At 63.2% G+C, this 22,755-nt stretch carries 25 protein-coding genes; 17 read left to right on the plus strand and 8 right to left on the minus strand.

Going from position 1 to position 22,755, the window contains the following annotated elements:
- The 4 genes from ACRDTL_RS03370 to ACRDTL_RS03385 all read left to right on the plus strand — a co-directional run.
- Positions 1–708 (plus strand): MCE family protein (locus tag ACRDTL_RS03370; protein WP_431505302.1); only part of this gene is annotated, 708 nt, incomplete at its 5' end.
- Positions 705–2,189 carry an MCE family protein gene (locus tag ACRDTL_RS03375; RefSeq protein ID WP_431505303.1) on the plus strand — a complete coding sequence of 495 codons (1,485 nt, stop codon included), beginning with the start codon at positions 705–707 and terminating at the stop codon, positions 2,187–2,189. The genes ACRDTL_RS03370 and ACRDTL_RS03375, both read left to right, overlap by 4 nt.
- 23 nt (positions 2,190–2,212) lie before the next feature.
- Entirely contained in the window at positions 2,213–3,367 is a 1,155-nt protein-coding gene (locus tag ACRDTL_RS03380) for an MCE family protein (protein ID WP_431505325.1), read from the plus strand.
- Positions 3,367–5,187, plus strand: coding sequence for an MCE family protein (locus ACRDTL_RS03385; protein WP_431505304.1), 1,821 nt, complete (start codon positions 3,367–3,369; stop codon positions 5,185–5,187). Before ACRDTL_RS03380 ends, ACRDTL_RS03385 begins: the two co-directional genes overlap by 1 nt.
- A 38-nt stretch (positions 5,188–5,225) precedes the next feature.
- Here the strand turns inward: ACRDTL_RS03385 and ACRDTL_RS03390 are convergent, their stop codons facing one another.
- From ACRDTL_RS03390 to ACRDTL_RS03400, 3 genes are read right to left on the minus strand one after another with little or no spacing between them, the layout of a single operon-like run.
- Complete coding sequence (locus tag ACRDTL_RS03390; RefSeq protein WP_431505305.1) at positions 5,226–5,717, minus strand: hypothetical protein; 492 nt, start codon at positions 5,715–5,717, stop codon at positions 5,226–5,228.
- A gap of 29 nt (positions 5,718–5,746) precedes the next feature.
- Positions 5,747–6,355 carry a twin-arginine translocation pathway signal gene (locus ACRDTL_RS03395; RefSeq protein WP_431505306.1) on the minus strand — a complete coding sequence of 203 codons (609 nt, stop codon included), beginning with the start codon at positions 6,353–6,355 and terminating at the stop codon, positions 5,747–5,749.
- Positions 6,352–7,071 carry a hypothetical protein gene (locus tag ACRDTL_RS03400; RefSeq protein WP_431505307.1) on the minus strand — a complete coding sequence of 240 codons (720 nt, stop codon included), beginning with the start codon at positions 7,069–7,071 and terminating at the stop codon, positions 6,352–6,354. The genes ACRDTL_RS03395 and ACRDTL_RS03400 overlap by 4 nt, the downstream gene beginning before the upstream one ends.
- Before the next feature lie 112 nt (positions 7,072–7,183).
- Between ACRDTL_RS03400 and ACRDTL_RS03405 the strand changes: the two genes are divergently transcribed.
- The 10 genes from ACRDTL_RS03405 to ACRDTL_RS03450 all read left to right on the plus strand — a co-directional run bounded on the left by ACRDTL_RS03405 (position 7,184) and on the right by ACRDTL_RS03450 (position 17,528).
- Positions 7,184–7,576, plus strand: a complete 393-nt coding sequence (locus ACRDTL_RS03405; RefSeq protein ID WP_431505308.1) for a hypothetical protein — start codon at positions 7,184–7,186, stop codon at positions 7,574–7,576.
- Positions 7,577–7,863: 287 nt separating this feature from the next.
- On the plus strand, positions 7,864–8,034 hold the full coding sequence (locus ACRDTL_RS03410) for a hypothetical protein (protein WP_431505309.1): 171 nt from the start codon (positions 7,864–7,866) through the stop codon (positions 8,032–8,034).
- A complete protein-coding gene (locus ACRDTL_RS03415) occupies positions 8,024–8,830 on the plus strand; it encodes an MlaE family ABC transporter permease (protein WP_431505310.1) in 807 nt (268 codons plus the stop codon). Before ACRDTL_RS03410 ends, ACRDTL_RS03415 begins: the two co-directional genes overlap by 11 nt.
- Positions 8,831–8,843: 13 nt before the next feature.
- Complete coding sequence (locus ACRDTL_RS03420; RefSeq protein WP_431505311.1) at positions 8,844–9,707, plus strand: MlaE family ABC transporter permease; 864 nt, start codon at positions 8,844–8,846, stop codon at positions 9,705–9,707.
- 10 nt (positions 9,708–9,717) lie between these two features.
- A complete protein-coding gene (locus ACRDTL_RS03425; RefSeq protein WP_431505312.1) occupies positions 9,718–10,968 on the plus strand; it encodes an MCE family protein in 1,251 nt (416 codons plus the stop codon).
- On the plus strand, positions 10,965–12,017 hold the full coding sequence (locus tag ACRDTL_RS03430) for an MCE family protein (protein WP_431505313.1): 1,053 nt from the start codon (positions 10,965–10,967) through the stop codon (positions 12,015–12,017). Before ACRDTL_RS03425 ends, ACRDTL_RS03430 begins: the two co-directional genes overlap by 4 nt.
- The gene (locus tag ACRDTL_RS03435; RefSeq protein ID WP_431505314.1) at positions 12,014–13,132 is read left to right on the plus strand and encodes an MCE family protein; all 1,119 of its coding nucleotides are present in this window, start codon (positions 12,014–12,016) and stop codon (positions 13,130–13,132) included. The genes ACRDTL_RS03430 and ACRDTL_RS03435 overlap by 4 nt, the downstream gene beginning before the upstream one ends.
- Positions 13,129–14,583: an MCE family protein gene (locus ACRDTL_RS03440; RefSeq protein WP_431505315.1), complete on the plus strand. Its 1,455-nt coding sequence runs from the start codon at positions 13,129–13,131 to the stop codon at positions 14,581–14,583. Before ACRDTL_RS03435 ends, ACRDTL_RS03440 begins: the two co-directional genes overlap by 4 nt.
- A 14-nt stretch (positions 14,584–14,597) precedes the next feature.
- Entirely contained in the window at positions 14,598–15,899 is a 1,302-nt protein-coding gene (locus ACRDTL_RS03445; protein ID WP_431505326.1) for an MCE family protein, read from the plus strand.
- Positions 15,900–17,528: an MCE family protein gene (locus ACRDTL_RS03450; RefSeq protein ID WP_431505316.1), complete on the plus strand. Its 1,629-nt coding sequence runs from the start codon at positions 15,900–15,902 to the stop codon at positions 17,526–17,528.
- Between the two features lie 66 nt (positions 17,529–17,594).
- On the opposite strand, the gene ACRDTL_RS03455 is transcribed toward ACRDTL_RS03450, so the two are convergent.
- The 3 genes from ACRDTL_RS03455 to ACRDTL_RS03465 form a co-directional block, all read right to left on the minus strand.
- Positions 17,595–18,101: a hypothetical protein gene (locus ACRDTL_RS03455; RefSeq protein ID WP_431505317.1), complete on the minus strand. Its 507-nt coding sequence runs from the start codon at positions 18,099–18,101 to the stop codon at positions 17,595–17,597.
- A gap of 104 nt (positions 18,102–18,205) precedes the next feature.
- Positions 18,206–18,793: a twin-arginine translocation pathway signal gene (locus ACRDTL_RS03460; RefSeq protein WP_431505318.1), complete on the minus strand. Its 588-nt coding sequence runs from the start codon at positions 18,791–18,793 to the stop codon at positions 18,206–18,208.
- Positions 18,790–19,212 carry a hypothetical protein gene (locus ACRDTL_RS03465; protein WP_431505319.1) on the minus strand — a complete coding sequence of 141 codons (423 nt, stop codon included), beginning with the start codon at positions 19,210–19,212 and terminating at the stop codon, positions 18,790–18,792. The genes ACRDTL_RS03460 and ACRDTL_RS03465 overlap by 4 nt, the downstream gene beginning before the upstream one ends.
- A 419-nt stretch (positions 19,213–19,631) precedes the next feature.
- Here ACRDTL_RS03465 and ACRDTL_RS03470 point away from each other — a divergent pair, with 419 nt between their 5' ends.
- Positions 19,632–20,036 carry a hypothetical protein gene (locus ACRDTL_RS03470; RefSeq protein WP_431505320.1) on the plus strand — a complete coding sequence of 135 codons (405 nt, stop codon included), beginning with the start codon at positions 19,632–19,634 and terminating at the stop codon, positions 20,034–20,036.
- A gap of 20 nt (positions 20,037–20,056) precedes the next feature.
- On the opposite strand, the gene ACRDTL_RS03475 is transcribed toward ACRDTL_RS03470, so the two are convergent.
- Positions 20,057–20,443: a hypothetical protein gene (locus tag ACRDTL_RS03475; protein ID WP_431505321.1), complete on the minus strand. Its 387-nt coding sequence runs from the start codon at positions 20,441–20,443 to the stop codon at positions 20,057–20,059.
- Positions 20,444–20,576: 133 nt separating this feature from the next.
- The gene (locus tag ACRDTL_RS03480) at positions 20,577–21,074 is read right to left on the minus strand and encodes a hypothetical protein (protein ID WP_431505322.1); all 498 of its coding nucleotides are present in this window, start codon (positions 21,072–21,074) and stop codon (positions 20,577–20,579) included.
- 77 nt (positions 21,075–21,151) lie between these two features.
- On the opposite strand from ACRDTL_RS03480, the gene ACRDTL_RS03485 reads away from it, so the two are divergent.
- Both ACRDTL_RS03485 and ACRDTL_RS03490 read left to right on the plus strand, forming a co-directional pair.
- Positions 21,152–21,904, plus strand: coding sequence for a hypothetical protein (locus ACRDTL_RS03485; RefSeq protein WP_431505323.1), 753 nt, complete (start codon positions 21,152–21,154; stop codon positions 21,902–21,904).
- Positions 21,901–22,509, plus strand: coding sequence for a twin-arginine translocation pathway signal (locus tag ACRDTL_RS03490; protein ID WP_431505324.1), 609 nt, complete (start codon positions 21,901–21,903; stop codon positions 22,507–22,509). The genes ACRDTL_RS03485 and ACRDTL_RS03490 overlap by 4 nt, the downstream gene beginning before the upstream one ends.
- Positions 22,510–22,755 lie beyond the last annotated feature (246 nt).

The raw sequence follows: 22,755 nt of genomic DNA on the forward strand, positions 1-22,755 counted from the left end.
GTCAGCGACCTGACCACCAATGTCGCCGGAACCGACACCGCAACGCTCAACCAGTCACTGGACACCCTGTCGAAAACGATCGACCAGATTGCACCGCAACTGGGACCGACGTTTGACGGGCTGACCCGACTGTCACAGACCCTCAACAGCCGCAACGAGAATCTGGGTGATCTTCTCAAGAGTGCCAGTGATGTCACCGGAATTTTGTCGGAGCGCAGTCAACAGGTCAACACGCTTATCCTCAACGCCAATGATCTGGTCGGCGTGCTGGCGCGGCGGCGCCAAGCGATCGTCGATTTGCTGGCGAACACTTCCGTTGTCGCCCAGCAGCTGACGGGCTTGGTGCACGACAACGAAGCGAAGCTGGCGCCGACCCTGGATAGGCTGAATTCGGTGACAGCGGTCTTGGAGAAGAACCGCGATAACATCGCCAAAGCGCTGCCCGGCTTGGCGAAATACCAAATCACCCTTGGCGAGGCCGTCTCGACTGGTTTCTTTTACCAGGCGATGCTGCCAAACCAACTTGTCCTGGAACTCTTTCAGCCGTTCTTCGACTATCTGTTTGGCTTCCGCACCTTTGACACCGCGCCCGGTCGCGGTCCTGGGTTCCCGTCGCCCATGCCGCGGGCGGAGGTGCCGTTCCCGTACGCCGGTATTCCGCCGTGCGATGGTTGCACGTTAGGCGGAAGGATCGGAGGATCACCATGATCCGGCGCAACAGGCTGGTGACCGGACTGGCGATCATGTTGGCAGCGCTGATCGTTGCCGGCGGGGGACTAGTCGTCCGCAATACGTTCTTCCGCCCGAAGACGATCACCGCCTTTTTCACCACCGCTACCGCGATCTACCCCGGCGACGAGGTGCGGGTTTCCGGTGTCAAGGTGGGCAACATCGCTGCCATCCAACCGGTGGGCAGTCAAGCCAAAATGATCCTGCACGTCGACCGTGACGTGCCCATTCCAGCCGATGCCAAAGCGGTGATCGCCGCCCAGAATCTGGTCGCGGCGCGCTATGTCGAGCTCGCGCCGGCCTACCGGACCAGCGGCCCGACGATGCCCGACGGTGCGGTGATACCGGCCGACCGGACCGCGGTCCCCGTTGAGTGGGATGAGGTGAAGACCCAACTGACCAGGCTGGCAACAGATTTGGGACCCAAGAATGGCGTCTCGGGCACGTCGGTGGGCCGGTTTATCGACAGCGCCGCGAACTCGCTCGAGGGTAACGGCGACAAGCTGCGGCAGACGCTGGCTCAATTGTCCGGGGTGGGGCGGATACTGGCCAACGGCAGCGGCAACATCGTCGACATCATCAAGAACTTGCAGACCTTCGTCACGGCACTTCGCGACAGCAACACCCAAATCGTGCAGTTCCAGGACCGGTTCGCCGCGCTGACCAGTGTGCTCAACGAAAACAGGTCCGACTTGGACGCGGCGCTGAAAGATCTGTCGGTAGCGGTCGGCGAAGTGCAGCGCTTCATCGCGGGGACCCGCGACAAAACCAGTGAGCAGATAGCCCGGTTGGTCGACGTCACCCAAAATCTCGTCGAGCACCGCATGGCTATCGAAAACATTCTTCACGTCGCGCCGAATGCGTTCGCCAACTTCTACAACATTTACAGCCCCGCCACCGGGATGAACTACGGCGTGTTCGTGGTCAACTCGTTTTCGAACACGACGTTCTCGATCTGCACGGCTATCGAGGCCCTCGAAAATGTCACCGCGACGGAAACCGGGAAGCTGTGTGCCCAATATCTCGGCCCCGGACTGCGGCTGCTGAACTTCATCAACTATATTCCCATTCCGACCAACCCGTGGATCTCGAAAGCGGCAGACCCGGAAGACGTCATCTACACCGACCCGGCCCTGATCCCTTGTCATCCCCACATGGATCCCTGCGAAGGCGGCCTGAACGGCACGACCCCCACGCCGCCCGAAATCCCGCCCACGGGCTCGGCGTATACCGGGCTGCCGGGTGATCACATCCCGGACTGGGGCCCGGGAGCATTCTGGGCGCCACCACCACCCGGGCCGCCCCGGGCCGTTTCGCTGCCACCCGAGCCGGCTGCGGCCCAGCCGCCCGCATCCGAGCCGCCTGCCGCCCAGCCGCATGCACCTGCACCGCCGATGCCTGCACCTGCACCACCGACATTGCCGAACATGCTGCTTCCGGCGGAAAGGCCAGGGCCATGACCTTCTGTAGTGCTGTCCGTCGGCTGCTGGTTATCGGATCGTGTGTGGTGCTCACCGCGACCGGATGCGCATTCCAGGGCCTGAACTCGTTGCCGCTTCCCGGAGCGGTGGGACGAGGACCGGGTGCTCAAGTCTTCCACGTCGAGATCGCCAATGTTGGCACGATGGAGTCGAATTCGCCGGTCATGATCAATGACGTCGTGGTTGGCAGCGTCGGTAAAATGACGGTGCGGGGTTGGCACGCCGACGTCGAAGTCGCCGTGCAGCCCGATGTCGTCGTACCGGCCAACGCGGTCGCCAGCGTCGGACAGACCAGCCTGCTGGGCTCGATGCATCTGGAGCTCAATCCGCCGCTTGGCCAGCCCGCAACCGGACGGCTTAAGCCGGGCGCCACCATCCCGCTGAGCAAGTCGTCGACCTATCCGTCGACCGAGCAGACCCTGTCGTCACTGTCGGTGGTCATCAACTCCGGAGGATTGGGACAGATCAGCGACGTCATTCACAATTTCAGCGGCGCGCTGTCGGGGCGTGAAGGCGAGGTTCGGGATCTGCTGAGCAGACTGGACACATTCGTCGGCACCTTTAACGATCAGCGTGACAACGTCATCGCGTCCATCCAGGGGTTGAACCGTGTTGCCGGTACATTCGCCGAACAACGCGACGTCATCATCCGGGCGCTGCGGGAGATTTCACCCGCGCTCGATGTGCTGCTGAAGGAACGCCCACAGATAACCACCGCCCTGGACAAGCTGCGGGTGTTCAGCGACACCGCGACTGGCTTCGTCAACGATACACAGACCGATCTGGTGAAGAACCTGCAAAACCTTGTGCCGACATTTTGTTCGCTCGCCGAGGTCGGCCCCGACCTTGCCAAGAACATCGCCTTCGCGGGATCAGCGTTCCCCTACGGCCAAAATCTCATCGATCGAGGTGTGCGGGGCGACTACTTCAATGTCTTCGTCATCATCGACGGAACCCGTTCCCGACTGAAGCAACAGACGTTCATAGGCACCCACTGGCAGCAGAAGGACCTCTCATGGGTGCCGGCGCCGGGAGACCCCGGATATGACGCCTTCTACACGAAGTTTCCAAACGGTGATGGGGTCACCGGCTTACCGCGTACGCCACCGCCGCCGGACCCATGTGCGAACGTCGGCGCTGCGAACGGGGGTCGCTGATGTTAACGCGGTTCGTCCGAATCCAGCTGGCCATCTTCACGATCGTGTCGATCATCGGCGTGGTCGTGATGATCTTCTCCTACATACAGGTGCCCACCCTGCTGGGTGTCGGCCGGATCACCGTCACGTTGGAGCTGCCTGCCGCGGGGGGGCTGTACCGCTTTTCCAACGTGACCTACCGCGGTGTGCAGGTAGGCAAGGTCACCGGGATCGGGCTGACCCCCAATGGCGCGAAAGCGACGCTCTCCCTTGGCACTTCGCCAAAGATTCCGGCCGACCTGCGCGCGGAGGTACACAGCATCTCCGCCGTGGGGGAACAATACGTCGATCTGCGCCCGCGCACCGACTCGCCGCCCTACCTGCGGGACGGCTCGGTGATACCGGCAGGGGAGACCACGATCCCGCAAGCGGTTGGGCCGCTGCTGGAACAGACCACCAAGCTGATCAACAGCATTCCCAAGGACAAACTCAGCGCGTTAATCGACGAATCGTTCACCGGTTTCAACGGATCCGGCTATGACCTGGGGTCGCTGTTCGACTCGTCGGCCAGGGTGGCCGCCGACGCCAACGCCGTCTCCGACCGCACTAGGACGTTAACCGAAGACATTGCGCCGCTGCTGGATTCACAAGCCCAAACCGCTGATTCGATCAGGCGGTGGGCGCGCAGTCTCGCCGGAGTGAGCGACCAGTTCGCGACCGACGATGCCCAGGTGCGGACGTTGTTGCAGGCCGGACCGGGGGCGGCCGACGAGGCTGCCCGCCTGCTCGACCAGATCAAGGTCACGCTGCCGGTGCTGCTCGCCAACCTGACCACCATCGGCCAAATCGGCGTGACCTATCATCCCTCACTAGAGCAACTATTGGTCCTGCTGCCGCCCGCTATCGCCGAGCTTCAGGCAGCCCAGCCGATCAACAACTACGCGGTCCTGCCGGTGGGCGGTTTCCACATCGCGATCGCCGACCCGCCGGCGTGCACGGTCGGATTCTTGCCGCCGTCGCAGTGGCGATCACCGGCCGACACCACCGAGGCCGACACCCCGGACGGGCTGTACTGCAAACTGCCGCAGGATTCGCCGCTCGCGGTTCGCGGCGCCCGCAACAACCCGTGCATGGGGCACCCCGGCAAGCGGGCGCCGACCGTCGAAATCTGCAACAGCGACAAGCCATACGAACCACTGGCCATGCGACAGCATATGGCCGGCCCATACCCGCTGGATCCGAACCTGGTGTCGCAGGGCATCCCACCCGATGATCGGATCAACTTCCACGATTACTTATACGGTCCGCCGGAGGGAACGCCGCTACCCCCATCCGCGATGCTGCCCCCACCCCCGGCACTACCCCCGCGCCCGCCACTGGGACCGCTACCGCCCGGCAACGCGGGGGGTGCCCCGCCGCCGGGTGCCGCCATGGGTCCGGCATGGCTGGCGCCGCCTAATAGTCCCGCGAGTCCGCAAGCTGACCCGGCCAGTGCGCCACAGCCAGGACCGCCCGGTGGCCCCGCGAGCCTGCCGCCGGGACCGTACGGCAACGCCATGAGTCCGCCATCGATGGGACCGTTGGCGCCGATGGATACTCCCGACTCTGATGCGCCCCCGCCGGCACCTCCGCCGCCGCCTGGTGGGAAGCCGTCGGCGGCCCCGAGCTCGTTCGGCACCAGCGGGTCCGGGAACGGTCCCTCGGTTGCCATCGCTCAGTACAACCCTCGCACCGGGTCGTATGTCGGGCCGGACGGCCACCTCTCTCGGCCGTCCGACGTGGTTACCCCTGCGGACCACAAGACCAAGACATGGACGGATTTGGTCCTCAGGCAAACGTAAGTGCCGTCGCGGCGGTGCCGGTCGCGAGCCGGCGATGCTCACCCGATCTTGACCAACTTGAATGGCAGGTCGACAACGAGCCATTTATTGACGCCGCAGGCGCCGCTGGGTCCGACGGTGTGGTCATCGCCGGCCAGCTTGTCGTCCGCTGAGAACCTGAAAACCTGGCGCCCAGGTGCGGCCGGCAAGCCGTTTCCGCACTTCTCCCAGTCCGGGACATCGTGGGCAACGCGCCACATATTGCCGCCAATCAGCTGCAGCGGTGCGCTCCATCCTTGGTCGCTGGTGACCTGGCCCGTGCATTCCATGGGATTGGTGCAGCTGGAGGTGATGGTCCAAATGGCCGTGACGGTCGCTTCGTTGTGATACTGGTCGTTGGTCGTTGCCCATTGACCATCGGAGGTAGCCCGATATGTCCCGTTGAGGGCCATCGCTTCGGTATCCGTTGTTGCCTGGGCTGAGGCGCCGAATCCCGGGATCATTGTGGCGGCCATCAGTGTTGCGCTTGCCATCGCGTGAACTACCCGCATTGGTCGCTCCTCACATCACGTGCCGCGTTTTATTCGGGCTCGAATTTCGATATCAGCCACGACCCGTTGACCTTTGTCAGCGTTACCCGCACGCTGTTCGTGGTCAAGACCGGCTCCGGTTTGTCCTTGTTGCTGGTGGTCTGGTGGACGAACAGCAGCACCACGGCCGAATCCGGATGTATTTCCACCACCGCGACGCGCAGGACGGTGGCCGATGCCTTCACGCCCTGTTGCCAGACGGCCGGTGCCACAAAATATCGGCCGAAATCGTTGAAGTACTTCAAGAAGGTTCCGGTCAGATGTGACTTGGCGACCGCCAGATCGTTGTCGACGGTCTCCGGTGCGTACGACAGGATCGCGACCGTACCGTCGGAGGCGGCCTTGATCGTTGCGTGTGCCGCCGCGTCGTCGGTCTGTTGTATGGGGCGATACTGGAGGAAGAACAATCCGCCGGCAAGACCTACCGCTGCAACGACCGCCACCGCCAGGACGATGACGCGCCAGTGCGCCGGCAACCTGCGTATCCGGCGCCGGCTGAAATCTATTACGCGTCGGACGCGCCGTAGCCGGCCGGGCGCCGGTTGCTCATCTTCGACGGCCCCGCCCTCGTCGTTTTGCTTGTCTTGGTCGACTGTCATTGGACGAACTCGATATTCGCCATCTTGGGCTTTCCGCCATCCCTGCGGAGGCCCAGCGCGATGTGCCAGGATCGTGGCTGCGGTGGGCCATCGGGTACCTTGGCCTCCGTCGTCGCCGCGACAAGGACGATCGCCGAATTGTCGGTCATCGACTCGACGGCGACGTCGTGCACGGTGACTGTGGTGGTGACCTTGGACTGCTCCAGCCCCTTGGTCAGCTTGTCGGCGATCACTGGGAAGCTGTTCTTGAAGTTTCCCGTGGAGTTATCAGCGATGCGCTGCATGTTCTCCTGTGGTTTGGCGAAATCCAGCGACATCAGGGCGCCGATATCCTGGCGGGCCGCCGCGGCGTACTCCGCGGCGCGTTGCCTTTGCTGCGAAGCAATGCGATCGCGGGAGAACATGTAGCCGCTCGCCGCGAGCGAGGCGCAGATCAACATGATTCCTGCGGCGACGGCCACGGCTTTCCTACCCGGGCGACGTAGCGGCCGCGAGCGGGCAGCCGCGGGTGTGTCGAGCGCCGAGCCATCATCGTCCGCGTCTGCCGTGTCTGCACCATCGGAAGGGTCGGGCGGCGTTGTGCCGGCTTCCCGGCGCAGCCGTATCGCGCGGGCGCGGGCGGCCGCGGCGCGTGCTGCCGCCTCAGCGGCTGCAGCCTCTGCCTCCGCCGCCTCGGCCAATTCGAGCGCCGAAGCACGACGCTCGGCGGAAGTCATCCAGAACTCCTTGATAGGTGGGTGCTGCGAAGAGAGCACGGCCAGGAATAATGCTCTCGAAAACCGAGAACTCGGCTTTCACCCGTGCGAGACTAGCAGAGTGCGATCGGTCGTGGCAGCTGTTGCTGCGCTGCTGGCCACCGGGGTACTAGCGGCGCCGCCGGCGGCGGCCGACCCAACCACCAGTTGCAACGACCCCAGCTGTGTGCCGGGCATCCAGCCAGGCGTGGTTCTCGGCACGCTGTGTGACAACTCGACCTACTACGTGTTCGGGGTGACGGCCTCAGCACCCGGCGGTTCGGACGCGCCGAACAGGATAGTTTTCTGTGGCTCCCCGAGGAAGTATGCGCCGCGATGGTTCCGGTCACCGAGTTTGGTCGGGATCAAGGACTTGGGCGCGGATTGCACGCCTTATCTGAACATGGTCGCGCAGGCGCCCGACGGGCTGTTTCTGACGTGTATGGCGCGCAACGGTCGAACGGTCTGGGTGCGCGGCGACGAGTAGATGCTGTTTGGCATGAAGAGGCCCTCCCGCACGCCGGCGGTCAGCGTTGGATGTAGACGTTCTCCGAAAACGAGAACTTTCTTCTCCGACGTGCCGGGGTAATCGCCTGCGCCGGCTGGTTAGCGGCGGTGAGCAGCACAAGGGACAGCCGTGCTGGCCATTTCTTTATGTCATTGCGCATTTTGCGTCCGCAAGAGTGCGGCGTAGGTCATAATCTCGAAACGCGTGACGAAGGCGGGGCCTGCGTCGCCACCAAGGAGGGAAGCCCCGAGGCGGAGGTGGCCGTGGTGAGCACCAGGTTGACGCACTTGAATGTCGACATCGTCGGCGTCGGCCATGACGACTTCTGCAGGAGCATCGGCCACGGACGCTACGAGGCCGCCAACCAAATCGCCGTAATCCGGATCGGGTTGGGGCACAAGGCCGGTGGTGTCGTGGGGAGGGCTGGTGGCGAGTAGGTTTGCGGATCGCTGGTCGTCGGGTGTGTCGTTGGGGCGAGGTTCCAAGCCGATGCAGGCCGTCGGCGGGTTATTTGCGATGTCGGCGGATGCGGTCAGCTTCGTGTTCCGCCGACCCTTCCAGTGGCGAGAGTTCCTGGAACAATCCTGGTTCATCGCACGCGTTTCACTAGTACCCACCTTGTTGGTGGCCATACCGTTCACCGTGCTGGTCAGCTTCATTCTCAACATCTTGCTGCGCGAATTGGGTGCGGCGGATCTATCCGGCGCGGGTGCCGCGTTTGGCGCGGTCACCCAAGTCGGCCCGCTGGTGACGGTGTTGATCGTGGCCGGTGCGGGTGCCACCGCAATGTGTGCCGACCTGGGTTCGCGGACCATCCGGGAAGAGATCGATGCGATGGAGGTGTTGGGCATCAACCCGGTACAGCGGTTGGTGACGCCACGCATGCTGGCGTCCGGACTCGTTGCGCTGTTGTTGAACAGCCTGGTGGTCATCATTGGCATCCTGGGCGGCTACACCTTTTCGGTGTTCGTTCAGCAAGTCAACCCGGGTGCGTTCGCTGCCGGCATCACGTTGCTGACCGGCGTACCAGAGGTGATCATTTCGTGCGTCAAGGCAGCGCTGTTCGGCTTAATCGCCGGTCTGGTGGCATGCTACCGGGGACTGACGGTCTCCGGCGGGGGGGCCAAGGCGGTGGGCAACGCCGTCAACGAAACCGTGGTGTACGCGTTCATGTCGCTGTTCGTCATCAACGTGGTGGTCACCGCCATCGGCATCCGGTTCACGACCAAGTGACCGGAGACATGTCGTGAGCGTAAGAACGCTGAGAGCCAACTATCCCCGGACTTTTCGGGCGCTCGGTCAATGGCGCCGACCAGTCGGCACGTTGGCCGCGATCGGCGATCACACGTTGTTCTACGGCAGGGCGATCGCCGGCGTGCCGCACGCCGCCGTGCACTATCGACGTGAGATCATTCGTCTGATCGCCGAAATCAGCATGGGTGCAGGCACTTTGGCGTTGATCGGTGGGACCGTGGTGATCGTCGGCTTTCTCACACTGGCGGCAGGCGGCACGCTGGCGGTCCAAGGGTTCGCATCGCTAGGCAATATCGGCATCGAGGCGCTGACCGGATTCTTGGCGGCGTTCATCAACGTCCGCATCTCGGCACCCGTGGTGGCGGGAATCGGCTTGGCGGCTACCTTCGGTGCCGGCGTGACCGCGCAACTGGGCGCCATGCGGATCAACGAGGAAATCGACGCGCTGGAATCGATGGCGATCCGCCCAGTCGAATACTTGGTCAGTACCCGCATCATCGCCGGGATGATCGCGATCACGCCGCTCTACAGCATCGCGGTCATCCTCTCGTTCCTGGCCAGCCGAAGCACTGTGGTGTACATGTTCGGGCAATCCGCGGGACTGTACGACCATTACTTCGCGACATTTTTGAACCCGATCGACTTGTTGTGGTCGTTTCTGCAAGCCGTGCTGATGGCGCTGGCGGTTTTGTTCATCCACACCTACTTCGGCTATTTCGCCACGGGTGGGCCGGCGGGTGTCGGTGTCGCAACCGGTAACGCGGTGCGCACCTCGCTCATCGTCGTGGTTTCGGTGACGTTGCTCGTTTCGCTGTCCATCTACGGCACTAACGGTAACTTCAACCTGTCGGGGTAAGGAAAGCCAGATGACGGTAGGTGTCGCATCGGGTCGAGGCCCGGCCGCTGTCCGGAGGCGGGGGCGCACTGGCAACTACGGACGCCCACTGGCGGGCCTGGCGGCCGTTGCGGTAATCGTCGCGATCGTCGCGGTGGCAGTGGGCTTGTTCCGGGGCAGCTTCACCGAAACCGTGCCGGTTACCGTGTTGTCGCCGCGCGCCGGCCTGGTGATGAATCCCGATGCCAAGGTGAAGATGCGTGGCGTGCAGGTGGGTAAGGTCGCCGCGATCGAGGAGGAACCGAACGGTCAAGCCGTCCTCCACCTTGCGATGGATCCGTCGCGGCTGCACCTGATTCCCGCCAATGTGCTTGTTGACATAACATCGTCAACGGTGTTCGGCGCCAAATTCGTGCAACTGGTGCCGCCCGACAATCCTTCGCCCAAGACCTTGCATGCCGGACAGGTACTCGACGGCAAGCACGTCACCGTCGAAATCAACACGATATTCCAAGAACTCACGTCGGTCCTGTCGAAGATCGATCCCGTCAAACTCAACGAAACCCTTGGCGCCATCGCGTCGGCGGTGAACGGCCGCGGTCACAAGGTCGGCCAAGCGCTTTCCGACCTGGATGCCTATCTGGCCGCGCAGGAGCCCGCCCTGCCGAGGTTGAGCCACGACCTCGAGGTCTTTCCAAAGGTCGCCGACGCCTATGCCGACGCCGCGTCCGACCTCACGAAGACCTTCGCCAACGCGACCCGGATCAGCCAGACCATCGTCGACGAGCAACAAAACCTAGACGCGTTCCTGATCAGCGCGATCGGGTTGGCCGACATTGGCAACGAGGTGGTCGGCGGCAACCGCCAAGGCCTCACCGACGTCCTGCATCTGCTGAGGCCGACCACCGATCTGCTTAACGAGTACCACCAAGCGCTGTGGTGCGGTATTGCCGGAGCAGCCGTGACTCAAAGGGATCCGCCGCTGAACGTTCCTGGTATCCCCTTAACGATCGGCTTCCAGTTCGGCAGCGAACGTTATCGGTACCCGGGCAATTTGCCCAAGGTGGCCGCGACGGGCGGCCCGCAATGCCACAACCTTCCCAATGTGGGCGTCGACGTGGCTCCGCCCTATGTGGTCGCCGATGTCGGTGCCAACCCCTGGCAGTACGGCAACCAGCAACTGCTGCTCAACTCCGATCTCCTCAAACAGCTGCTGTACGGGCCACTCGATGGGCCACCGCGCAACACCATGCAGTATGGCCAATACCAGGCAAACGGATGAGCGGCTCACGCGGGACAGTCATCAAGTTCGCGGCTTTCGCGGTCGTGATGGTGGTACTGACCGTGTTCTTGTTCTTCATTTTCAGCCAGTACCGAACCGGTTCGACGCACCGGTATTCGGCGGTGTTCAACGACGTTTCCCGGCTTAAGCCCGGACAGACCGTGCGGGTTGCCGGCATCCGAGTGGGCACGGTCAAGGGCGTCTCGATGCGCCGCGACAAGACGGTGGTGGTGAACTTCGACGCCGACCGCACTGTCGTACTCACCAGCGGCACCCGGGCCGTGGTTCGCTACCTCAACCTGGTGGGTGATCGCTACCTCGAACTCGTCGACGCTCCGGGCTCTACCAAGGTGCTGCCGGCCGGCTCGCAAATCCCCGTCGAGAAGACCGCACCGGCGCTCGACCTCGATCTGCTGCTGGGCGGCCTGAAACCCGTCATTTCGGGCCTGAACCCGCAAGACGTCAACGCGCTCAGCGCCTCGCTGGTACAGATCTTTCAGGGCGAAGGCGGCACCCTGCAGTCTCTGCTGTCGAAAACCTCGTCGTTCTCGAATACCTTGGCCGACAACAACGAAACGGTGCAGCAACTGATCGATCACCTCAACACCGTGGCCGGCACGCTCGCCAAAGACGGTGACAAGTTCTCCGGCGCGCTGGATCGTCTACAGCAGCTGATCAGCGGATTCTCGCAAGACCGCGAGACGGTCGGCGCCGCGATCAACTCTCTGGACAACGGAACCGGCTCGCTGGCGAATCTGTTGACCAGGGCGCGGCCGCCGCTGGGCGGCACGGTGGAGCAGCTGAGCCGGTTGGCCCCGCTGCTCGAGCAGAACAAGGATCGGCTCGACGTGACACTAGAAAAGCTGCCGGGAAACTACCGCAAACTGGTGCGGCTCGGCTCAACGGGCAGCTGGATCCCGTATTACCTCTGCGAGTTAAGTCTGCGCGTCTCGGATCTGCAATACCGGACGGTGGTGGTGCCCACATACAAGCAAGAGGCCGGCAGGTGCGCGGAACCCAGTGAAGAAGAATTGCGGGCAAACCGATGAATAAGTACCGCGGAGCCGGGCTCATCCGGGCCGGATTCATCGGCGTTGTGCTGGTGGTGCTGGTCATCGCCGTCGGGCTATCCCCAGACCAACTGATTCAGCGAGCCACGGCGGTCAGATACCAGGCGCTCTTTTCCGAAGCGGGCGGCCTGGCCGTGGGCAACGACGTGACGGTATCGGGAATGAAAGTCGGCACTGTGTCGAACATGTCGCTGCACGACGGCGATGTATTGGTGACCTTCACCGTCAAGGGGACTATCGAGCTCGGGTCGGACAGCACCGCACACATCAGGACCGGTACGCTGCTGGGCCAGCGGGTCCTCACCGCGGAATCGGCGGGCAGCGGCAGGCTGCATCCGATGGACGTCATACCGGTGTCGCACACGTCCTCGCCGTACTCGTTGAGCGAGGCCGTCAGCGACCTCGCGGGCAATACCGCCGGAACGAACCTCGAATCGGTCAATCAGTCGCTCGACACGCTGTCGGCGACGCTCGACCAGATCGCTCCGCAATTAGGTCCAGCGTTCGACGGGGTGACCCGGTTGTCGCAGGCCCTCAACGGCCGCAACAAAACACTGGGCGAGCTCCTCAAAGGCGCCGGCGATGTCAGCGGGATCCTGTCGCAACGCAGCGAGCAGGTCAACACGCTGATCCTCAACGCCAACGACCTGCTGGAGGTACTCGTGGCGCGACGGCAGGCGATCGTGCAACTGCTGGCGAACACCTCCGTGGTGGCCAAGCAGCTGTCCGGACTGGTCCACGACAACGAAGCCAAACTGGCCCCGACGCTGGCGAAGCTGAACTCGGTGACCGCGATGCTGCAGAAGAACCGGGACAACATCGCCAAAGCGCTGCCGGGCTTGGCCAAATATCAGCTCACCCAGGGCGAGGCCGTCTCCTCAGGCTTCTACTACCAGTCGTTCGCCCCGAATGCGTTCCTCCCGCAATACTTCATGCAGCCGTACTTCGACTTCTACTTCGGGTTCCGAAGGGCTAATGACGGTGGCCGGCCACCGGACAACGCGGGGCCCCGGGCATTGGTTCCGTGGCCGTCCAACGGAATTCCGCCCTGCTCTAACTGTGTGCTGGGCGGAGACCCCGGGGCACACTCATGATCGCGCGCAACAGGCTGACTGTCGGGCTCGCCGTCGTGCTGGCGGCGCTCTTTGTCGTGGGCGCGGCAGCGGTCGTCCGCAACACGTTCTTCCGCCCCAACACGATCACCGCCTACTTCACCACCGCCACGGCGATCTACCCGGGCGATGACGTGCGGGTCTCCGGGCTCAAGGTCGGCAGCGTCGCCGCGATCCAGCCGGAGGGCACCCGGGCCAAGATGATCATGCACGTCGGTCGCGGCGTCCCCATTCCCGCCGATGCCAAAGCGGTGATCGTCGCCCAGAATCTGGTGGCCGCCCGTTATGTCCAGCTCACTCCTGCCTACCGGTCGAGCGGTCCGAGGATGGGTGACGGCGCGGTGATTCCGCTCGAGCGGACCGCGACGCCCGTCGAGTGGGACGAAGTGAAAGACCAATTGATGCGGTTGGCAACGGATTTGGGGCCGGGCAGCGAGGTGTCGAGCAGCTCGATCGGCCGGTTCATCGACAGCGCCGCCGACGCACTGGGCGGCAACGGCGACAAACTGCGGCAGACCCTGGCTCAACTGTCGGGGGTGGGGCGAGTCTTGGCCGACGGCAGCGGCAACGTCGTCGACATCATCAAAAATCTGCAGACGTTCGTCGCCGCGCTTCGCGACAGCGGCGAGCAACTCGTGCAGTTCAACGGCCGGCTCGCCAAGTTGTCCAGCGTGCTCGACGACAGCAGATCCGATTTGGACGCGGCGCTGACGAATCTGTCGTCGGCAACCGGCGAGGTGCAGCGGTTCATTGCGGGGACTCGTGACCAGACCTCCGAGCAGTTTGCGCGGTTAGCCGACGTCACACAGGTTCTCGTTGATCAGAAGACGGCGTTAGAAAACATTCTGCACGTTACGCCTAACGCGCTCGCCAACGGCTACTCCGACTACAACCCGGACACCGGGTCGATCCGCGGATCATTTGCCTTGAATAACTTCGCCAATCCCTTGTGGGCCATCTGCTCACAAATGGGTGCCATCGAGAACGTCACCGCGACCGAGACGGGCAAGCTGTGCGCCCAGTATGCCGGCCCCGCACTGCGCGTGGTCAACCCGTTCACGCTCTTGAGTTTGCCGGCCTTTGGTCTCTTCTTCCCCAACATGAACTATCTCTATTTTCCGTTGAACCCCATCCTGTCGAAGTCGGCTGATCCGCAAAACATCGTCTACAGCGAAGCCCGGCTGGCACCGGGGGGCGAAGGGCCGAAGCCTGGGCCGCCCGAGTTGCCGCCCGCGGTGTCGGCGTATACCGGGCTGCCCGGTGACGTCCCTCAGGTGCCGCCGCAGATACCGCCGCCGGCGCGGATACCGGGAGCCGCGATGCCGCAGCCACCGGCGCCGACGAGCCCCGAACAATCGCCACCGCCCGCGCCGCCCGCGGCACCGGAGAACCTCCCGGGCATGCTGCTTCCTGCGGAAGGGCCGCAGCCATGACCGCCGCCCGGGTGATGGCGCGGCGGGTGCTCGTCATCTGCTCGTGCGTCATGCTGGCCGCGACCGGATGCGCGTTCAACGGCCTGAACTCGCTGCCCTTGCCCGGGGCGGTCGGTCGCGGACCCGGCGCTGACATCTACCACGTCGAGATCGCCAATGTCGGCACGATGGAGTCGAATTCCCCGGTGATGATCGACGATGTCGTGGTGGGCAGTGTCGGCAAGATGACGGTGAAAGCCTGGCACGCCGACGTGGAGATCTCGGTGAAGCGCGATGTCGTCGTGCCCGCCAACGCCGTGGCCAGCGTCGGCCAGACCAGCCTGCTGGGATCCATGCATCTGGAGCTCAATCCGCCGCTGGGCCAGCCGCCGAGTGGACGGCTCAAGCCGGGCGCCACCATCCCGCTGAACCGCTCGTCGACCTATCCGTCGACCGAGCAAACCCTGTCGTCGCTGTCGGTTGTCATCAATTCCGGCGGTTTCACCCAGATCGGCGACATCATCCACAACTTCAACGCCGCCTTGTCCGGGCATCCCGGTGCTGTTCGCGATCTGCTTATTCGCCTCGATAGGTTCGTGGGCACGCTCGACCAGCAGCGCGACAACCTCGTCGCATCGATACAGGCATTGAACCGGCTCGCCGACACCGTGGCCGGCCAGCGCGACGTCATCACGGCAGCGCTGCGCAAGATACCGCCCGCGCTGGATGTGCTGATCAAAGAGCGGCCGCGCATCATCACCGCACTGGACAAACTGCGCGTGTTCAGCGAAACCGCCACCCGACTGATCAACGACGCGGGGGGTGATCTGGTCAAGAACCTGCAAAACCTCGAGCCGACGATCCGTGCGCTGGCTGACGTCGGGCCGGATCTCGGCGCGGGTCTGACGCTCTTGCCGACGCTACCGTTCCCTCAGAACCTCATCGACCGCGCCTTCAGAGGCGACTACGCCAACGGGTTTTTCACCATCGACTTGACGAACGCCATGCTCAGAAGAACCACCCTGCTGGGCACCCATTGGGAACGGTTGGGCGCGGAGCTGATACCGGCGCCCGGGGAGCCGGCGTACCTGCAGTATCAATACACCCCCGATCCGCTGAACCCGTCGGCTCCCGGACCGGTGCCGCCACCCGTCAACTCCCCGTTAACGCCGACAGCGGTGCCGGGGCCCGTCTACGGCATACCATTTCCGCCACCGCCGATCGGCTCGTGCACCGGGACGATCGGACCCTGTCCCGCAGCCAATGCATTACCGCCACGACCGGTACCGCCGCTGCCGCCGGGACCCGGTGGCCCACCCGCGGATGGGAGTGGGTAGATGTTGACCCGTTTCGTCCGTATCCAACTGATGATCTTTACGATCGTGGGCATCATCGGTGTGGTCGTGATGGTCTTGATCTACATCCAAGCGCCGACCCTACTGGGCATCGGGCGGATGACGGTCACGCTGGAGCTACCCGCCGCCGGTGGCCTCTACCAGTTCAGCAACGTGACCTACCGCGGGGTAGAGGTCGGCAAGGTCACCGCGGTTGCATTGACGCCGCACGGCGCGAAAGCGACGCTGTCCCTTGGCTCTTCGCAGAAAATCCCGGCCGATCTGCAGGCCGAGGTGCGCAGCATCTCCGCGGTGGGCGAACAATACGTGGATCTGCGGCCACGTACCGACGCCCCGCCCTACCTGCACAACGGCTCGGTCATCGCCATGCGGGATGCCACGATCCCGCAGCCGGTCGGACCGCTGCTCGATAAGACCAGCACCCTGATCAACAGCATCCCCAAGGGCAAGCTCAGCGAATTACTCGACGAAACGTTCAAGGCATTCAACGGGGCCGGCTACGATTTCGCATCGCTGAACGACTCGGCAGCACGACTCTCCCGCGACCTCAATGGCGTCGCCGACCGGGCACGAACCCTCACGGAGGACACCGGGCCGCTTCTGGACTCGCAAGCGCAAACCACCGACGCGATCCGGCTGTGGGCGCGCAGCCTTGCCGGATTCAGCGACCAGTTGGTGACCAACGACCCACAGGTGCGCAGCCTGCTGGACACCGGGCCCGGTGCCCTGGACGAGGCGTCCCGACTGCTTGACCAAATCAAACCGACGTTGCCGGTGCTGCTCGCCAACCTGAGCACCGTCGGCGAGATCTTCGTGGCCTACCATGCCTCGATAGAGCAAGTACTGGTGTTGCTGCCGCCGTTCATTGCGGCTACTCAACAATCTGCACCCACACACAACAGCGCGTACGGGCGTACCCGGGGCGACTTCACCGTCTCCGTCAGTGATCCACCGGCATGCACGGTCGGTTTCCTACCACCCAGCGAATGGCGTCCCCCGGCCGACACGTCCACAATAGATACCCCGGACAACCTGTACTGCAAACTGCCCCAAGATTCACCGATAGCGGTTCGCGGCGCCCGTAACTACCCTTGCATGAGACATCCGGGAAAGCGCGCGCCGACAGTCGAAATCTGCAACAGCGACAAGCCCTACGTACCGCTGGCGATGCGGGAACACGCATTCGGCGCCGCCCCGCTGGATCCCAACCTGACCGCGCAGGGCGTCGCGCCCGATGACCGGGCCGGCTTTTTCCGCGACAGGTACTTCGGACCGGTGGAGGGAACGCCGCTGCCGCCCGGACCACTTGTGCCGCCGGAATCTCCGCCGCCGGCCTACGCACCAGAACCGATGGCGCAGGAGGTTCCCCCCATAGCGCCGATGGATGTTCCGGAAGCGGCCACGCCGCCCACCGGCCCCGGCAGCGGCGGCCCGCAGGCGGCTCCGAGCTCGTTCGGCGGCAACGGATCTCGGCCGGGTCCATCGGTGGTCGTTACCCACTACGATCCGCAGACCGGCCGGTACGTCGCTCCCGACGGGCAGCTTTATCGGCAGTCCAACCTCGTCAAGCGGTCGGCGCCCACGACCTGGAAGGACATGCTTCCGACCTGAGCGGCGATCGCAAGCGCGGCAGAGCCGGGCGCAACGGGTCGATGCGCGAGAACCCAGCGGTCGCGATCAGGCTATCTTGTCGAGCCGGAAGGGCATCTCTACCACAAGCCACCTATTTACGCCGCAGGCGCCGCTGGGGCCCATCGTCTTGTCCCAACCAGCCAGTGTTCTCGACCCACGCTGGGCTAGGCCGTCCGGGCCTACCCAAGTGAACTGGTAAGTCTGCTGCCCGGTAGCCGCGGTACCGTCGGGGCACTGTTCCCAATTCGGCACATCTCTTCTGACGTACCACAGTGCTCCATCATGGATGGTTATCGGTGCGCTCCAGCCTTGATCACTCTTCACCTGACCGCTGCACTCCTGGAAGGTCGCGCACGAAGAGGTGATAGTCCACGTGCTACGCCCTGTCGCTTCGTCGCGATACACCTCGTTGGTTTTGGCCCACTCGCCGAGCGACGTGGCGATGTACGTCCCGTTGATCGGGTCGCCAACCGCCCGGGCTGGCGGTGCGGTACCCAAACCGCCGATCACGAGTACCAGAGTTGCGCTTGCGGCGGCGCCCATTCGGCTCATCGAACGCATCATGTGCTCCTCGACGCGCTACAGTCTTCGGAGCTGACATTAACACCGGACCGTGCATCACACGCCAATTCGCCCCAAAAAGCCAGCGGCGGCTGTCACACGCCTTCGAACTTCGCTATGAGCCAGGAACCCTTGACTTTCGACAGCGTTACCTGGACGCTGCTCCCGGTTTGCACCGGCTCCGGCTGATCCTTACTCGCCGTTTTCTGATTGATGAAAACCAGCACCACAGCTGAATTCGGATGCAGCTCCGATACGGCAGCCCGAACCACGCGGGCGTTCGTCCTGAGTCCCCGCTGGGCCGCCGGCGCCACGATCTGTTCAGTGAACCGCTTGTAGTAGTCCTGAAAGTCGTCGGTGAGGCGCAACTTCGCATTGGTGAAATCACGGCTCAGGCTGTCCGACGAGTACGACAGAAGCGCCACCGCACCTTCTGACGCAGCATTGACCACCTGTTGTGCCGCCACGTCGTCAGTTTGCTGGTCCGGACGGTACTCAACGAAAAACAAGGCGGCAGCGACCCCCATCGAGGCAACGACCAACAGCACCAACAGAATTGGACGCCATCTGGACAGGCGACGGCGGATCCAATGCCAGCTCAAGCTGATTCGGCCGCTCTTCGCCGGCTCCACGTCGGATGGACCTCGAGCGTCGTCGATTTTGGAACTGTCGTCGACCGTCACGGTACATACTCGACATTGGACATCTTGATTTTGCCGGCGTCCCTCCGGAGACTCATGACGACTCGCCACGACCGCGGTGGCGGTTTGGTCTTGTCGGTGTTGGTGGCCTCGGATTTCATCGCTACCAGAACAACTGCCGAATCGTCGGTTATCGACTCGACAGCGACGGCCTTCACGGCGACTTTTGTGCTTACCTTCGACTCTTCGACCGACTTGACCAGATCCTCTGCATTGATCATCATCCCGGTCTTCAACGAGCCTGTGCTGTCATCGATGATGCGCTGCACGTCGTCTCTCGCCTTATTGGCATCAATCGACATCAGCGTGATGGCACCCTGCCGGGCAGCGGCAGCGAACTCTGCAGCGCGCTGCCGCTCATCCACGGTTTTACGGTGATACCACACCGCATAACCGGTCATTCCCAGAAAGGTGCAGATCAGCAGAATCGCGGCGCCAACGGCGAGTGATTTCCGGCCCGGACGCTTCCGCAACTGTCGCCGCAACCGAGCCCATCTCGCCGATGCCGGCTCCGCCTCGCTGACACTGTCGTGAACATCCTCATCGTCTCCCGCGGCTTTCCGGCTCAGCTGTAGCGCACGCGCCCGGGCAGCCTCGGCTCGTGCTTCGGCCCGGGCGACGTCTTCCATTGCTTCGGCGAGCGTGGGGCTACCACCCGCTTGCTTCCGCTGCGCCATGGCCACCTCCTTCTCGCGTATAGGGAATGCCCCCATTATCACTGGTCAGCGCGAACCTTCGGTACGGCGGGCCAGTTGTGTGTGTGATGGGGAATCTTCGCCGAACAGGGAAATTTCATTTCCGCCTGTGCCACAGTAATCGAGTGCGATTCGTCGTGGCAGCGATTGCCGCGTTCGTGGGTATGGGTGTACTGGCGGCGCCGACCGCCGACGCCGGACCGACTGTTTGCGACTATCCCGACTGCACGCCGGGCATCACCCCGGGCATCGTTCTCGGTGCGCCGTGTGACAACACCACCTACTACGTCTTCGGCACCGTCGACTACTACATCACCTTCGCCACGCAACCGGGCCGGCTCCTGTTCTGCGGTTCAGCGAGAAGGCGAGAGACAAGATGGTTCCGCTCGCCTCCGATGGCTGGAATCAAGGAAGAGAATTCCGACTGCACCAAATGGCCCGAGTACTACGTCGCGCAGGCGCCGGATGGTCTGTTCCTCATGTGCGTGGCCCAGAACGGTCACAGGACCTGGGTTCGCGGCGACACCTGATAAGTGCTCAGCTGGCCGAATTACCAGTTACGAATCGAGCAGAGCACGCCCTTGGGGCCGTCCTGCATCGCGACAATGCCGCCGTCGAGCATCAGTTGGCAGTGAAACATCGGCGTGCTCGGTTCGCGTCCGACACTTGCCGTGAAAAAGGCCCAATTGAAGGGGTTCGCCAGATCGAGCTCGTAGGTCCACGGCCGATTCGGGCCGACGTCGGCTTGGATGTTCGGAACGAACTGGTAGGGATTGTGGCTAAAGTCGGCAAAAGCCGGTGGCTCCTGGTCCAGGTAATAGATGTCCGCATAGATCGGGTTGTCGGCGGTCAGCGTGTACTTGACATGATGCAGCGGCACATCGTCCGCCGCTGACGGCGTGGTGCTTGCCAGGAGGCCTGCGATTGCCAACAGCATTGCCGAACCGATGCCCGGGAGGGTCCTTCTCCTAGTTGTCACGTCGCGCCTCCGCTCGTGCAAAAGGATGCTAACGCTTCAGCAGGAAAACTTCGCTGATTCGGCGCTTTAGCTCGGCTGCCGGGTGGGACGCTCAGCCGGGCGTATCGTCGCGGTGCACCCAACGCAATGTCCTATTCACCTGCGCGCACTTGAGCGGGGCGCCATCGCCTTCCTGCGCCGAGTCATTCAGCGAATCGCAAGGAAGGGCGACTTCACGTAAACCGACTAACGGTCCGGCCGGCGCCCAAACGCCCGCCGTGGTGCACACCAAGGTCTTGGAGCCGGAGTCCAAACCGAAGACGTAGAAGTGTTGGGGATCGCAGGGCGCGCCTGGAACGACGTTACGGGCCACGTTCGGAACGCAATCCGCCGCGTCACAAAACGCCGATGCCGTACCGACCGGAATGATCGGCACCGCGATCAATCCACAAGTTAGGACCGATGCTGCGAGCGCTCTGTCCAGGGCCATGAATGACACAGTAATCCCAGCGCTGGAGCGAGCAGACGAATTGAAGCGATCGGGTTCGACACCACCGGTAAGGTGTTGAACGATCAACCGCGTTAGCGGCCAGGAAGCGAAGAAAGCCATATTTGCTGCGTGATGGGTTACAAGAGCAACCGGTGAACGAGGACCAAGCGCCGAGCACTGCTGCTGACATACGGGCGATGGCCGAGCAGGCGGAGGCAGAGGCCGCGGAGGCTGAAGCTCTCGCAGCTGCCGCTCGTGCCACTGCTCGCGCCATTCAATTGCGCGAGCAGGCCAAACTCGTGGAAGCTGCGGAAAAAGCCGAGCCGCAGATAGACGAAGCCGACGAGGCTCAAGCGGAGGACTCAGAAGATGTGAGTGACGGCGTCGCGGAACTCGATGCTTCCGGTGTTGCTCCCGACGCGGCGGCGGACGAGCCGGCATGGTATCGACGGTGGCGTCGTCCCCGACTGTCCACCATCGCCGCCATTGTTGCCGTCATCGTTATCTTCGCCTCGTTGGCGGTCAGCGGGTACATGGTGTGGGAGCATCGCAATGCGTCCCAGCAGCGTCAGCGTGTAGCTGAGTTCTCGGCCGCAGCGCGGCAGGGTGTCGTGACGCTGACGTCGCTGGATTTCAACCACGCCAAACAGGATGTGCAGCGCGTCATCGAGAACTCCACCGGCGCATTCAGGGACGACTTCCAAAAGACCGCCGACGATTTCACCAAGGCGGTGGAACAGTCGCAGGTGGTCGAGCGCGGCACTGTAGCGGTCGCGGCAGTGGACTTGGGCTCGATGACAAGTGACTCAGCAGTGGTGCTGGTCGCATCCACCGCGGAAGTTACCAATGCGGCTGGCGCCAAGCAGGATCCGCGCAATTTCAGATTGATCGTCACCCTCACCCGCGACGGGGATCAGCTCAAGATGTCGAAAGTCCAGTTTGTGCCGTGACCACAGAGGAAACCCCGGTGGCCGAGGAGACACCGGACGCCGAGTCGGTCGAGCACCTTGAAGACGAAGGTGCGAAGCCCGGGCGGCTGAAGCGCTTGACTGGTCGCGTGAAGGGGTTGCCGCGCGGTAAGGTCCTTCCCGCGCTATTGGTGTTACTGGTCGTGGCTTCGGCGGCGTTAGCGGGTGGGTTGCTCTATTTCCAATACCGGCCGGATCGAGCCACCGATGCTGCGGAGGCTAAGTCGGCAATGTCTGCGGCTACTGAGGGGACGGTTGCCATTCTGTCGTATTCTCCGGACACTCTGGAGACCGACTTTTCTTCCGCCAAGTCTCATTTGACTGGCGACTTCTTGTCTTACTACAGCCAGTTCACCCAGCAGATGGTCACGCCGGCCGCGAAGCAGAAGTCCGTCAAGACCAGCGCGGTGGTGGTACGTGCCGCCCTTTCGGAATTGCATCCGGACTCGGCTGTGGTGCTGGTATTTGTCAATCAAACCACGGTGAGCGCGGATCGGCCGGAACCAACGTTGGCTTCCAGCAGCGTTCTGGTCACGTTGACCAAAGTTGATGAGAAGTGGCTCATTTCGTCGTTCAATCCGGTTTAGGACCGCAGTGAGTACTGCGCCATTGCAAAAGATGGCGCTATGACTTGGCCGACCGGCGACGACGAACACTGTAACCGCATCTTGGATGCCACAGTGGCTGCGGCCTCCCAAGGTGGCTCAGCTTGGATTCAAGCGGTCGCTGCAACAAAGGCGGACGGGTCTGAGAGTAGTCGGTTGAGTTCTTCGGCGGGGGTGCGCCAGCCGAAGCGCTTGCGGGGACGCGCGTTGAGTTCGGCCGCGACGTTG

The sequence above is a fragment of the Mycobacterium sp. genome (assembly GCF_050700595.1).
Classification (GTDB): domain Bacteria; phylum Actinomycetota; class Actinomycetes; order Mycobacteriales; family Mycobacteriaceae; genus Mycobacterium.

What these genes read in the sequence shown, in the direction of transcription:
- ACRDTL_RS03375 (WP_431505303.1), top strand. Translation starts at nt 705, where the DNA reads ATGATCCGGCGCAACAGGCTGGTGACCGGACTGGCGATCATGTTGGCA.
- ACRDTL_RS03385 (WP_431505304.1), top strand. Translation starts at nt 3,367, where the DNA reads ATGTTAACGCGGTTCGTCCGAATCCAGCTGGCCATCTTCACGATCGTG.
- ACRDTL_RS03390 (WP_431505305.1), bottom strand. Translation starts at nt 5,717, where the DNA reads ATGCGGGTAGTTCACGCGATGGCAAGCGCAACACTGATGGCCGCCACA.
- ACRDTL_RS03395 (WP_431505306.1), bottom strand. Translation starts at nt 6,355, where the DNA reads ATGACAGTCGACCAAGACAAGCAAAACGACGAGGGCGGGGCCGTCGAA.
- ACRDTL_RS03400 (WP_431505307.1), bottom strand. Translation starts at nt 7,071, where the DNA reads ATGACTTCCGCCGAGCGTCGTGCTTCGGCGCTCGAATTGGCCGAGGCG.
- ACRDTL_RS03425 (WP_431505312.1), top strand. Translation starts at nt 9,718, where the DNA reads ATGACGGTAGGTGTCGCATCGGGTCGAGGCCCGGCCGCTGTCCGGAGG.
- ACRDTL_RS03430 (WP_431505313.1), top strand. Translation starts at nt 10,965, where the DNA reads ATGAGCGGCTCACGCGGGACAGTCATCAAGTTCGCGGCTTTCGCGGTC.
- ACRDTL_RS03435 (WP_431505314.1), top strand. Translation starts at nt 12,014, where the DNA reads ATGAATAAGTACCGCGGAGCCGGGCTCATCCGGGCCGGATTCATCGGC.
- ACRDTL_RS03440 (WP_431505315.1), top strand. Translation starts at nt 13,129, where the DNA reads ATGATCGCGCGCAACAGGCTGACTGTCGGGCTCGCCGTCGTGCTGGCG.
- ACRDTL_RS03445 (WP_431505326.1), top strand. Translation starts at nt 14,598, where the DNA reads ATGGCGCGGCGGGTGCTCGTCATCTGCTCGTGCGTCATGCTGGCCGCG.
- ACRDTL_RS03450 (WP_431505316.1), top strand. Translation starts at nt 15,900, where the DNA reads ATGTTGACCCGTTTCGTCCGTATCCAACTGATGATCTTTACGATCGTG.
- ACRDTL_RS03455 (WP_431505317.1), bottom strand. Translation starts at nt 18,101, where the DNA reads ATGAGCCGAATGGGCGCCGCCGCAAGCGCAACTCTGGTACTCGTGATC.
- ACRDTL_RS03465 (WP_431505319.1), bottom strand. Translation starts at nt 19,212, where the DNA reads ATGACCGGTTATGCGGTGTGGTATCACCGTAAAACCGTGGATGAGCGG.
- ACRDTL_RS03475 (WP_431505321.1), bottom strand. Translation starts at nt 20,443, where the DNA reads ATGCTGTTGGCAATCGCAGGCCTCCTGGCAAGCACCACGCCGTCAGCG.
- ACRDTL_RS03480 (WP_431505322.1), bottom strand. Translation starts at nt 21,074, where the DNA reads ATGGCTTTCTTCGCTTCCTGGCCGCTAACGCGGTTGATCGTTCAACAC.
- ACRDTL_RS03485 (WP_431505323.1), top strand. Translation starts at nt 21,152, where the DNA reads ATGGCCGAGCAGGCGGAGGCAGAGGCCGCGGAGGCTGAAGCTCTCGCA.